8 protein-coding genes are annotated in these 12,447 nt (G+C 60.5%); 5 read left to right on the plus strand and 3 right to left on the minus strand.

The window, feature by feature from the left end:
- Position 1: 1 nt before the first annotated feature.
- Complete coding sequence (locus H8S56_RS07765; protein ID WP_187518313.1) at positions 2-4,834, plus strand: M10 family metallopeptidase C-terminal domain-containing protein; 4,833 nt, start codon at positions 2-4, stop codon at positions 4,832-4,834.
- Between the two features lie 270 nt (positions 4,835-5,104).
- Here H8S56_RS07765 and H8S56_RS07770 read toward each other — a convergent pair whose 3' ends face one another.
- Together H8S56_RS07770 and H8S56_RS07775 are read right to left on the minus strand one after the other, a co-directional pair.
- Entirely contained in the window at positions 5,105-5,704 is a 600-nt protein-coding gene (locus H8S56_RS07770; RefSeq protein WP_187518314.1) for an FMN-dependent NADH-azoreductase, read from the minus strand.
- 141 nt (positions 5,705-5,845) lie between these two features.
- Positions 5,846-6,160 (minus strand): hypothetical protein, encoded by a 315-nt coding sequence (locus H8S56_RS07775; RefSeq protein ID WP_024687609.1) that lies wholly within the window; start codon positions 6,158-6,160, stop codon positions 5,846-5,848.
- Positions 6,161-6,227: 67 nt separating this feature from the next.
- Between H8S56_RS07775 and H8S56_RS07780 the strand changes: the two genes are divergently transcribed.
- The 4 genes from H8S56_RS07780 to H8S56_RS07795 all read left to right on the plus strand — a co-directional run bounded on the left by H8S56_RS07780 (position 6,228) and on the right by H8S56_RS07795 (position 10,554).
- Positions 6,228-7,151: a LysR family transcriptional regulator gene (locus tag H8S56_RS07780; protein WP_024687610.1), complete on the plus strand. Its 924-nt coding sequence runs from the start codon at positions 6,228-6,230 to the stop codon at positions 7,149-7,151.
- A 14-nt stretch (positions 7,152-7,165) separates the two neighbouring features.
- A complete protein-coding gene (locus H8S56_RS07785) occupies positions 7,166-7,954 on the plus strand; it encodes an alpha/beta fold hydrolase (protein WP_187518315.1) in 789 nt (262 codons plus the stop codon).
- Between the two features lie 104 nt (positions 7,955-8,058).
- On the plus strand, positions 8,059-8,622 hold the full coding sequence (locus tag H8S56_RS07790; protein WP_024687612.1) for a peptidylprolyl isomerase: 564 nt from the start codon (positions 8,059-8,061) through the stop codon (positions 8,620-8,622).
- 99 nt (positions 8,623-8,721) lie between these two features.
- On the plus strand, positions 8,722-10,554 hold the full coding sequence (locus H8S56_RS07795) for an ABC transporter ATP-binding protein (protein ID WP_024687613.1): 1,833 nt from the start codon (positions 8,722-8,724) through the stop codon (positions 10,552-10,554).
- A 746-nt stretch (positions 10,555-11,300) separates the two neighbouring features.
- Here the strand turns inward: H8S56_RS07795 and H8S56_RS07800 are convergent.
- Positions 11,301-12,425, minus strand: a complete 1,125-nt coding sequence (locus H8S56_RS07800; RefSeq protein ID WP_024688510.1) for a GNAT family N-acetyltransferase — start codon at positions 12,423-12,425, stop codon at positions 11,301-11,303.
- Positions 12,426-12,447: the final 22 nt, after the last annotated feature.

Genomic DNA, 12,447 nt, shown 5'->3' on the forward strand with positions numbered 1-12,447 from the left:
CATGATATTCAATGCAAAAGACTATGGAGCTTTGGGCGACGGCATCACGGACGATACAGCAGCACTTCAGGCCGCTATCGATGCGGCAGCAGCAGCCGGTGGCGGCGAGGTGGTGATGGCCGCAGGGACGTATATCGTCTCGGGTGGCGAAGAACCTTCCGATGGTTGCCTGATGCTGAAAAGCAACGTCACCTTGTCTGGCGCAGGCATGGGCGAGACCACCCTCAAACTGGCGGACGGCTCCGATACCAAGATCACGGGGATCGTCCGTTCGGCCTATGGCGAGGAAACCCACGACTTTGGCATGAACAACCTGACCCTGGATGGCAACCGTGACGCCACCACCGGCAAGGTGGATGGCTGGTTCAACGGCTACATTCCGGGATCGACCGGCAAGGACTCCAACGTCACGCTCGACCGTGTCGAGATCAAGGATTGCTCGGGATACGGTTTCGATCCGCACGAGCAGACCGTGAACATGGTGATCAAGAACAGCGTGTCCCACGGTAACGGCCTGGACGGTTTCGTCGCCGACTATCTGAGCGACAGCGTGTTCGAAAACAACGTGGCGTTTAACAACGACCGGCACGGTTTCAACGTGGTGACCAGCACCCACGACTTCACCCTGAGCAACAACGTGTCGTACGGCAACGGCAGCACCGGCATCGTCGTGCAGCGTGGCAGCGAGAACATTGCGTCGCCCGCCAACATCACCATCACTGGCGGCGCGGTCTACGACAACGGAGCCGAAGGCGTACTGATCAAGCTGTCCAGCCAGGTCTCGGTCAGCGGCGTAAACATCCACGACAACGCCAGCGCGGGCGTGCGCATCTATGGCAGTTCCGGGGTGGACATCGTCGACAACACCTTGACCAACAACGCCCTCGGCGCGGCAGTGCCGGAGATCATCATCCAGTCCTACGACGACAGGTCGGGCGTATCCGGCAAGTACTTCAACGGCAGCGACAACCTGATCCGTGGCAACCTGATCACCGGCAGCGATCAGTCCACCTATGGCGTTGCCGAACGCAATGAAGACGGCACGGACCGCAACAGCGTGGTGGGCAATACGATCAGCCACACCAGCAAAGGCCTGACGCTGATCTATGGCGATGGCAGCTTCGCGGGCGATGATTTCCCACTGGTCACCGTACAAGGCACAGCGGCCAACGACACCCTCAATGGCGGCGCGGCAAACGAACTGATCTTCGGCCTGGACGGCAAGGATACCCTCAACGGCGGCGCGGGCGATGACATCCTCGTCGGCGGGGCCGGGGCCGACAAACTCAGCGGTGGCGCGGGCGCGGACACCTTGCGCTTCGATTCACCAACCGACAGCTATCGCACCGCCAGCAGCAGTTCGGTCGATCTGCTGACCGATTTCGACGTCAGCCAGGACCGTATCGACCTGGCGAACCTGGGCTTCAGCGGCCTGGGCAGCGGCAAGAACGGAACACTGAACATCAGCTACAACGCCTCCACGGATCGCACCTACATCAAGTCACTCGACGCCGACGCCAATGGCAACCGGTTCGAACTTGGCCTGAGCGGCAACCTGAAGGACACGCTGAACGCCAGCCACTTCCTCTTCCAGCGCGTGATCGAGGGGACGTCAGGTGGCGATACGTTGACCGGCACCGGCAGCAACGATGTGATCAACGGCAATGCAGGCGCGGACCGTATCGATGGCGGCGCCGGAGCCGACACGATCACGGGCGGAGCCGATGCCGACACACTGACCGGTGGAGCCGGGGCTGACGTATTCATCTACACCTCGCGACTGGACAGCTACCGCAATTACAACGCCAGCAGTCCCAAACAGAGCGACACCCTCACGGACTTCAACGTGACCGAAGACCGCATCGACCTCTCTGGCATCGGCGTGCGCGGGCTGGGCGATGGCAGTGGGCAGACTGTCTACCTGTCTTTGAACGGTGACAGCACCAAGACCTACATCAAGACCGAGGCAGTCGACACCACCGGCAATCGCTTCGAGATCGCCCTGCAAGGCAATCTGCTCGACACGTTGAGCGCCTCCAATTTCATCTTTTCCACCGCGTCCTCGGCCAATCAGGCCCCGACGCTCAACACGCCATTGATGGACCAAAGCGTCAGCGAGCGGGAAGCGTTTTCCTATGGGGTGCAGCCGGGCAGTTTCAGCGACCCGGACAGCGACACGCTGACCTATAGCGCTACCCTGGCCGACAACCGCGCCCTGCCCGACTGGCTGAAGTTCGACAGCAAGACGCTGACCTTCAGCGGCACACCGGGCGGAACAGCAGCGGGCCTTTACTCGGTATTACTGACTGCCAGTGACGCGACCGGCGCATCCGTGACAGACAGCTTCGCCATTAACGTGGGCAACGTCACACCGGGGATCCTGACCGGCACCGACAACGCCGAGTCGCTGTACGGCACCGAAGGCAATGACACGATCCTGGGGCTGGGCGGTGACGACACACTGCGCGGCGATACGGGTGCCGACGTCATCAATGGCGGACTGGGTCGCGATGCGCTGTACGGCGGTGATGGCGACGACACGTTCATCTACAGCACCCTCGCCGACAGTTACCGCGACTATGACGCAGGCGGCTTGACGGCCACCGACACGATCTACGACTTCACACCCGGCCAGGACAGAATCGACGTCTCCGCACTGGGCTTTCTGGGCCTGGGCAACGGTGAAAACCACACGCTGTACATGACGCTCAACGAAACAGGTGACAAAACCTACATCAAGTCAGCCACACCTGACGCCGACGGCAACCGCTTCGAAATCGCGCTGAACGGCAATCTGCTCGATACCCTGACGGACGCAGACTTTGTATTGGGTCAGCGCGCGCCGCAGGAGATTCTCTACCTGCCGACGCTGGGCCAATCCAACGCCCGACTGCTGCGCATGACCGAAGACGACAACCAGTCCGGGACCTCGGAGATGGTCAAGGACCTGACCAAGTACACCGATTACGACGTGCGCAGCCAGTTCACCGATGCCAACGGTGATGGCATTGACCTGGCCGTAGGGGGCAGCACGGTGGTGGGTTATTCGACCCGCAGCCTCAACGAACAGCGAGTGTCCTGGTGGCTGACCGACACCGACCAGCCGGGCCCGGCATTGCTGCGCGCCACCGAGTTGCTCAAGACGCAACTGGCGTCGTTGAACGCCATCGACAAGGTGACCACGGGCATCATCTGGGGTCAGGGCGAGGAAGCCGCGCAGGAGATTGCACGCGCCACTGATAAACAGGCCGCCGCTGATCTCTACAAGGCCTCGACCCTGAAAGTATTCGATTACCTGCACGCGCAGATCGGCGACTTCACGGTGTACCTGATAGAAACCGGTCACTACCAGACCCACGCTGCCAAGGCGCGCGGCTACACCGATGAAAAGATCGAGGCCATCGTTGAAGGTGCCGGTTATGTGCGAAGCGCCCAGGAAGCCATCGCCAGCGAGCGCACCGACGTCAAGCTGGCCGTGGACTACACCGACCTGCCCTTGCGTTATGAAGTCAATCCACTGGTCTATCCCGACGACGTCTGGCACCTGCATGAAGAATCCGCAGAGATCGTGGGCCAACGACTGGCCGACTTCATCGCCGACGACAAGGGTTTCAGAGGCGATGCCAGCGATAACAACGACCCGGCCGATATCGCCGACGGTGGCCAGAACGAGGGTGGCAACATCTTTGGCACCGCCGATGACGACACGCTGGTGGGCGGGACCGGCAATGACCGGCTCGATGGCGATCAGGGCGTGGATGACATGACGGGCGGCGACGGCAACGACATTTACGTGGTCGACAACGCGCTGGACACCGTGACCGAGAGCAACGACTCGCCGTCGCAAATCGACACCGTGCTGGCATCGGTCACCTGGACGCTGGCAGCGAACACAGAGAACCTGATGCTCACCGGCATTTCGGCCATCAACGGCACCGGCAACGCGCTAAAGAACGTGATCACCGGCAATGCCTCCAACAACGTTCTGGACGGCGGCGCTGGCGTTGACTTGCTCACCGGCGGCGACGGATCAGACAGTTATTACGTGGACGACGCCGCCGATCGCGTGGTCGAGACCCATGCCGATGCGCGCACCGGTGGCACGGACACGGTGTACAGCGCCTTGTCGAGCTACACCCTGGGCGCGCATCTGGAAAACCTTGTGATGACCGGCAGCGGCGCGGCCAACGCCATCGGCAACACGCTGGATAACGTGCTGTATGCCAGCGCTGGCGACAACGTGCTCGATGGCCGCGATGGCAACGACACGGTGTCCTACCTGTTTGCCAGCGCGGGGGTCACGGTGGCGTTGAACACCAGCGCACAGCAAGCCACTGGCGGGTCGGGGCTGGACACCCTCAAGTTCACGGAAAACCTGACCGGCAGCCGGTTTGCCGATGCGCTGACCGGCAACAAGAACGCGAATATCCTGCAAGGCGGCGACGGCGACGACACCTTGTCCGGCGGCGCAGGCGACGATGTGCTGACCGGGGGCGCAGCCACCGACACGTTGATCGGCGGCACAGGTGCCGACCGCTACGCGTTCACCGCGACCACCGAGATGGGGCTGGGCGACCTGCGTGACATCATCAAGGGCTTCAAGGCGGCAGAGGGCGACACCCTGGACTTCTCCGCCATTGACGCTCGCGCATCGACCGATGCAAGGGATGCCTTCGTATTTATCGGCAACGCGGCGTTCAGCGCCAACAACACCGGCGAGCTTCGTTTCGCCGATGGCGTGCTGTACGGCAACATCGACGACGATATCGACGCAGACTTCGAAATCCAGCTGACTGGGGTTCAGGGCCTTCAGGCGTCGGACATCATCGTCTGATGGGTGCAAAGGCCCGCTTGTTCAGGGGCCTGATCCAGGACAATGAATCTGCCTACACCTTCGCGAGCAAGCTCGCCCCCACGAAGTTCGTACCCGTGCTCCGCACAAATCCCCGTGGGAGTGAGCTTGCTCACGAATAGGCCGGTCCATCCGCTGAAACAGCAGCGTCCGAACCATGGCTTTCGCGAGCAAGCTCGCTCCCACAAAAACCACTTCTATTGAGCAAGTCGTATTGTGTTTGATAGGCACGAGCAGGCTCACGAAAACGGGTCAGGCCACCTGAGCCAGTTTCGCCAGCGCCTGATTCATGCCTTTTTCCACAAAATCGCCGCCCATGTTCAGGCCCTCGGCATGAATGAATGTGATGTCGTGGATGCCAATGAAACCGAGCACCTGACGCACGTAGGGCTCCTGATGATCCAGGCTGCTACCGGCGTAGATACCACCGCGAGCGGTGAGTACAAAAGCGCGCTTGCCTGTCAGCAGACCTTGCGGACCGGTTTCGGTGTACTTGAAGGTCACGCCAGCGCGCAGCACATGGTCGAACCAGGACTTGAGAGTGCTGGGGATCGCGAAGTTGTACATCGGCGCAGCAAGCACCAGCACATCAGCGGCAATCACCTCATCGGTCAGGGTATTGGAGCGATCCAGCGCAGCCTGTTCGCTCTCACTGCGCTGTTCGGCGGGCTTCATCCAGCCACCCAACAAGGTGGCATCCAGATGCGGCACCGGGTCGATCGCCAGATCGCGCACGGTGATTTCATCATTCGGATGTGAGGCCTGCCACTGGCTGAGGAACTGCTGCGTCAACTGACGCGAGACTGAATCCTGTTGGCGGGCACTGCTTTCGATGACGAGTACGCGGGACATGGCGGAGCTCCATTGAACAAGGTAGATGTGTTCTATGGAGCACAGGCTAGACGTGACCCTATCGATGAAAAAGCGCAAAAACCTGCTTCAATCCATCTAAGAATTTGTTTTATGCAGGGCAGCGCTCTACCCTCACTGAACTCATGCAGGCTGGCAATCCAGTTTGATACGCAGCTTGATGATGCTGCGGGTAAACCTGGCCGTAACGTTCACGCTCTTGCCGGCGGCGACCTGAACACGCCGGGTGCGGGGTGCCTCGGGACCGTTGGCGAATACCACCGCGCACTTGGCGTCCACGTCTCCGAAGTTGCTCACCGCGATGGAGCCGATATCTTGATCGACATCGTGAGTCACGTAATCGATCTTGACGCCCTGATACTGCTTTTCCACTTCGATGGGGTAGGCAACGGCCGTCAACGGCAACAAGGCCAGCAACACACAGCACATTCGTTTCATTGGGCAGTCTCCAGAACGGGATTGTCAGAGTAGAACAACAGATAGCAAAGAGAAGAGGAATTACAGCATGAAAGCGCCCCGCGTGACGCTCGATCAATGGCGCACCTTGCAGGCGGTGGTCGATCACGGCGGCTTTGCCCAGGCCGCAGAGGCCTTGCACCGCTCACAGTCATCGGTCAGCTACACCGTGGCCCGTATGCAGGATCAACTCGGTGTTCCGCTGCTGCGTATCGATGGTCGCAAGGCGGTGTTGACCGAAGCGGGCGGCGTGCTGCTGCGTCGCTCCCGCCAGCTCGTCAAGCAGGCCAGCCAGCTTGAAGACCTCGCCCACCACATGGAACAGGGATGGGAAGCCGAGGTGCGTCTGGTGATCGATGCGGCCTACCCGTCTGCACGCCTGGTGCGCGCGCTGACGGCGTTCATTCCCCAGAGCCGCGGCTGCCGGGTTCGTTTGCGCGAAGAAGTGCTGTCCGGTGTCGAGGAAGTGCTGCTGGAGGGCGTGGCAGACCTGGCCATCAGCGGGCTGAGTATCCCTGGCTATCTGGGTGCCGAGATGAGCGCCGTCGAGTTCGTGGCCGTCGCTCACCCCGAACACTCGTTGCATCAAGCCAATCGCGAACTGACCTTTCAGGACCTGGAAAGTCAGCTGCAGGTGGTGATTCGTGATTCAGGCCGCCAGCAACCTCGTGACGTGGGCTGGCTGGGCGCGGAACAGCGCTGGACCGTCAGCAGCCTTGCCACGGCGGCGACCTTTGTCAGCAGTGGCCTGGGCTTCGCCTGGCTACCCAGGCACCTGATCGAGCGCGAGCTCAAGGAGGGCGTGCTCAAGGTATTGCCGCTGGACCGGGGTGGCAGTCGCAATCCTTCGTTCTATCTTTACTCCAGTAAAGACAAACCGCTGGGCCCGGCGACCCAGATCCTGATCGACCTGATCCGCACCTTCGACACCGCGCCGCTGACAGCGGCCTTTGCAGCCCCTCAACAAGCCTGACATGGAGTAGGCGCATGGCGTTCTTCGAGCATGACAACTGTTCACTGCACTACGAAGAGTACGGTCAGGGCGACCCGGTCCTGCTGCTGCACGGTCTGGGTTCCAGCTGTCAGGACTGGGAATACCAGATCCCGGCGCTGTCCCGGCACTACCGCGTCATCGCCATGGACATGCGTGGCCATGGCCGCTCGGACAAACCTCACGAGCGTTACAGCATCCCGGGCATGAGCGCAGACGTCGAGGCGCTGATCGAGCACCTGCGACTGGGGCCTGTGCATGTGGTGGGTCTGTCGATGGGCGGGATGATCGGCTTTCAACTGGCGGTCGATCATCCGCATCTGCTCAAGAGTCTGTGCATCGTCAACAGCGCGCCGCAGGTCAAGGTCAGAAGCGCGGGTGATCTCTGGCAATGGGCCAGGCGCTGGACACTGGCGCGCCTGGTCAGCATGGAGACCATGGGCAAGGCGCTGGGCAAGCTGCTGTTTCCCAAACCGGAGCAGGCCGAGTTGCGGCGCAAGATGGCCGAGCGCTGGGGTCGCAACGACAAGCGTGCCTATCTGGCCAGCTTCGACGCCATCGTCGGCTGGGGGGTGGAGCACAAACTGGCGCGTATCACCTGCCCGACCCTGATCATTGCCGCCGATCACGACTACACCAAGGTTTCGCTCAAGCAAGCCTATGTGAAGCGTATCGCCAATGCCCGGCTGGTGGTCATCGAGGACTCACGGCATGCGACGCCTCTGGACCAGCCTGAACAGTTCAATCGCACGTTACTGGAATTCATCGCCAGCACCGGGGTCTGAAAAACGCGACCGCACGAGACCTCTTGATCATGCTGGGCAAAAAAAGCCAAACGTGGTTACCTTGCCGGCCACAGTCGATATCTCTATTGAAGGACCTGTTGCTCATGCTGAAAAAAATCGCCCTCGCCGCCTGCTCCGTACTGTTCGCCGCCCAACTGATGGCCGCCCAGGACAAGCCGACTCACGTCGTGCTCAACACCAGCTTCGGTGAGATTGAAATCGAACTGGCCGACGCCAAGGCACCGATCAGCACCCAGAACTTCCTGAGCTATGTCGACAGCGGCTTCTACACCAACACCATTTTTCACCGCGTGATTCCGGGGTTCATGGTTCAGGGCGGCGGTTTTACCCCGCAAATGGTTCAGAAGCAGACCAAGGACCCGATCAAGAACGAAGCCCAGAACGGGCTGCATAACGTGCGTGGCACCATCGCCATGGCGCGTACGTCGGATGTGAATTCGGCCACTAGCCAGTTCTTCATCAATACCAATGACAATGCCATGCTCGATAACGGCGTCCGCGACTACGGTTACGCGGTGTTCGGCAAGGTGGTCAAAGGCATGGACGTGGTCGACCAGATCGTCAACGTGAACACCGGCAACCAGAAAGGCATGCAGAACGTGCCAAACGACCCGATCCTGATCAAATCCGCCAAGCGCGTCGACTGACAGGAAGCTGCACTGCGTGGAGCTCAGGCTTCACGCGGTACGGACGGGAGAGCCTTTATTTATCAAGGGAGAACCCACGCCAAGTGGGTGTGATAGCCAATGCTTTATCGTCGTTTTGAAAAACTGATCGACATCTTCAAAGACGCCCCTACCGCCGCCCCGCCCAACACTGTCTTCGCGTTCTACACCTACTACCTGCGCCAGGTATGGCCGACGTTCACTGCGCTGTTGGTGGTGGGATTGATCGGCGCGCTGATCGAAGTCGCACTGTTCAGTTACCTCAGCCGTATCATCGACCTGGCCCAGACCACTGCGCCCAAGGACTTCTTCAGCCTCCACGGCCCGGAACTGATCTGGATGGTGGTGGTAACCCTGCTGCTGCGCCCGATCTTCGTCGGCCTGCACGACCTGCTGGTGCACCAGACCATCAGCCCGGGCATGACCAACCTGATTCGCTGGCAGAACCACAGCTACGTGCTCAAGCAGAGCGTGAACTTCTTCCAGAACGACTTCGCCGGACGCATCGCCCAGCGCATCATGCAGACCGGCAACTCGCTGCGTGATTCGGCAGTGCAGTCGGTGGATGCACTCTGGCACGTACTGATCTATGCGATCAGCGCCATGGTGCTGTTTGCCGAAGCCGACTGGCGGTTGATGATCCCGCTGGGCACCTGGATTCTGGCCTTCATCCTGGCCTTGATGTACTTCGTGCCGAGGGTCAAGCAGCGCTCGGTGGACTCCTCCGACGCACGCTCCAGGCTCATGGGCCGGATCGTCGATGGTTACACCAACATCACCACGCTCAAACTGTTCGCCCACACCAACTTCGAGCAGCAGTACGCGCGCGAAGCCATGCGTGACCACACTGAGAAGAGCCAGCTGGCCGGACGCGTCGTAACCTCGATGGACACCACCATCACCACGATGAACGGCATTCTGATCGTCACCACCACAGGCCTTGCACTGTGGCTATGGACGCAGTCGCTGATTTCGGTGGGCGCCATCGCGCTGGCCACAGGCCTGGTGATCCGTATCGTCAACATGTCGGGCTGGATCATGTGGGTGGTGAACGGCATTTTCGAAAACATCGGCACCGTACAGGATGGCCTGCAAAGCATCTCGCAACCGGTCTCGGTCAACGACAAGCCGAACGCGCAGCCGCTGAAGATTGCCAATGGCGGCGTGAAATTCGACGGTGTGGATTTTCACTACGGCAATGCCAACGGGATCATTCACAACCTGAACCTGGATATAAAACCGGGTGAGAAAATTGGCTTGATCGGTCCTTCTGGTGCGGGCAAGTCAACGCTGGTCAACCTGTTGTTGCGCATGTACGACGTACAGGGCGGCAGAATTCTGATCGACGAACAGGACATTTCTGACGTTACCCAGGAAAGCCTGCGCGCGCAGATCGGCATGATCACCCAGGACACGTCGCTGCTGCACCGCTCGATCCGCGACAACCTGCTGTATGGCAACCCGGGCGCGACCGATGCGCAATTGTGGGAAGCGACTCGCAAGGCCCGCGCCGACGAGTTCATCCCGCTGCTGTCGGATTCTGAAGGCCGCACAGGTTTCGATGCGCACGTAGGCGAGCGTGGGGTCAAACTGTCCGGTGGCCAGCGCCAGCGTATCGCGATCACCCGTGTGTTGCTCAAGGACGCGCCGATCCTGATCATGGACGAGGCTACTTCGGCACTGGACTCGGAAGTCGAAGCTGCGATTCAGGAAAGCCTCGAAACCCTGATGCAAGGCAAAACCGTGATCGCCATCGCCCACCGCCTCTCGACCATCGCACGCATGGACCGGCTGGTGGTGCTGGAAAAAGGTCAGATCGCCGAGACCGGCACCCATGCTGAACTGCTGGCCCATGGCGGGCTGTATGCGCGCTTGTGGCAGCACCAGACGGGCGGGTTTGTGGGCGTGGATTGAGGGTTATACGCAAGCCGTGCTGCAGCCAACGGACTGTGGAGGGCGGCTTGCCGGCGATGCTTTTTCTGAAGCGGCCCACCGGTGACTGAACGGACGCCATCGCCGGCAAGCCGCCTCCCACGGGGTTTGCATTCAGCCAGATGCTTTCGTTTTGGCCCCGTTTTGCGCGTTTTCCAGACGTCATGCACACGTCTTGCTGCAACCAACGGTCTGTGGGAGGCGGCTTGCCGGCGATGCTTTTTCTGAAGCGACACATCACTGACTGAACTGACGCCATCGCCAGCAAGCTGCCTCCCACGGGGACTGCATTCAGTCAAACACTTTCCTTGCGGCCCCGTTTTGCGCGTTTTCCAGACGTCATAAACACGTCTTGATGCAACAAACAGACTGTGGGAGGCGGCTTGCCGGCGATGCTTTTTCTGAAGCGGCCCATCGGTGGCTGAAACGACGCCATCGCCAGCAAGCTGCCTCCCACGGGGACTGCATTCAGTCAGACACTTTCCTTATGGCCCCGTTTTGCGCGTTTTCCAGACGTCATACACACGTCTTGATGCAACAAACAGACTGTGGGAGGCGGCTTGCCGGCGATGCTTTTTCTGAAGCGACACATCGCTGACTGAACTGACGCCATCGCCAGCAAGCTGCCTCCCACGGGTTTTGCATGCAGTCAGGTACTTTCGTTTTGGCCCCGTTTTGCGCGTTTTGCAGACGTCATACACACGTCTTGCCGCCTCCCACGGGGTATGTCAAACCTGCCGGTAAGGCAACGCTGCCCGCGCTTCTTCGGCATATGCCATCACGCCCACGCGCTCCTGCTCAAGAAACTCGCTTACGGCGTCTTTCAAGCCGGGATGCATCAGGTAATGCCATGACCGGGTAATCTGCGGCTCGAAGCCGCGGATCAGCTTGTGCTCGCCCTGGGCTCCGGCATCGAAACGTTGCAGGCCGTTGGCAATTGCGTAGTCCATACCCTGATAGAAGCAGGTCTCAAAGTGCAGACGGTCGAATTCGGCCAGACACCCCCAGTAACGACCATAAAAGCTGTCATCACCGATCAGACTGAAGGCCATCGCCACCGGGCGTGAGCCCTGCAGCGCCATCACTACGCGGATCGACTCGGGCATGCGCTCGGCCAGCAGGCTGAAGAATTCGCGGGTCAGGTAAGGCGCCTGCCCACGAATCTCATAGGTATTGGAATAGCAGGCGTAGACGAAATCCCACAGCACTTCGCTCATCTGCCGTCCTTCGAGCCATTCGAAGACGATGCCCTGCCCGGCTACCTGCTCGCGCTCCTTGCGCATCTGCTTGCGCTTGCGTGAGCTCAACGCGTCCAGAAAATCCTGAAAATCCCGATAGCCGCGGTTGTGCCAGTGGAACTGACACCCGATGCGCGACAGCCAGCCAGGCTGGCCCTCAAGCACCGCATCGGCAGCAGGATCGGTGAAGTTCACGTGCGCGCTCGACAGACCTTCGCTCTGCAGATACGCCGGCAATTCACCCAGCAGCTCCGACGCGCCCTGCGGCGTGACAGACAGAATGCGCGAACCGCCGACCGGGCTGAACGGCACGGCCACCAACAGCTTGGGGTAATACGCGATACCCGCACGGCGGCAAGCATCGGCCCAAGCGTGGTCGAACACGTACTCACCGTAGGAATGCCATTTGCGGTAGGCCGGAAGCGCGGCAACCAACTGTTCGTTTTCGTAGTGCAGGATGTGTTCGGCACGCCAACCGGAGCGCGGACCCAGGCTGCCGCTGTCTTCCAGTGAAGTCAGGAAGGCATGGCGCAGAAACGGCTGATTACCCGGCACCAGCGCATCCCACTGGGCGGGCGCGACGGTGCTCAGGCTATCGACGACATGGACCGGCATGCAGGTTTCCTCAATGGGTAAA

It is taken from the genome of Pseudomonas triticifolii (assembly GCF_014358015.1).
GTDB classification, from domain to species: domain Bacteria; phylum Pseudomonadota; class Gammaproteobacteria; order Pseudomonadales; family Pseudomonadaceae; genus Aquipseudomonas; species Aquipseudomonas triticifolii.

What these genes read in the sequence shown, in the direction of transcription:
- H8S56_RS07765 (WP_187518313.1), top strand. Translation starts at nt 2, where the DNA reads ATGATATTCAATGCAAAAGACTATGGAGCTTTGGGCGACGGCATCACG.
- H8S56_RS07770 (WP_187518314.1), bottom strand. Translation starts at nt 5,704, where the DNA reads ATGTCCCGCGTACTCGTCATCGAAAGCAGTGCCCGCCAACAGGATTCA.
- H8S56_RS07775 (WP_024687609.1), bottom strand. Translation starts at nt 6,160, where the DNA reads ATGAAACGAATGTGCTGTGTGTTGCTGGCCTTGTTGCCGTTGACGGCC.
- H8S56_RS07780 (WP_024687610.1), top strand. Translation starts at nt 6,228, where the DNA reads ATGAAAGCGCCCCGCGTGACGCTCGATCAATGGCGCACCTTGCAGGCG.
- H8S56_RS07785 (WP_187518315.1), top strand. Translation starts at nt 7,166, where the DNA reads ATGGCGTTCTTCGAGCATGACAACTGTTCACTGCACTACGAAGAGTAC.
- H8S56_RS07790 (WP_024687612.1), top strand. Translation starts at nt 8,059, where the DNA reads ATGCTGAAAAAAATCGCCCTCGCCGCCTGCTCCGTACTGTTCGCCGCC.
- H8S56_RS07795 (WP_024687613.1), top strand. Translation starts at nt 8,722, where the DNA reads ATGCTTTATCGTCGTTTTGAAAAACTGATCGACATCTTCAAAGACGCC.
- H8S56_RS07800 (WP_024688510.1), bottom strand. Translation starts at nt 12,425, where the DNA reads ATGCCGGTCCATGTCGTCGATAGCCTGAGCACCGTCGCGCCCGCCCAG.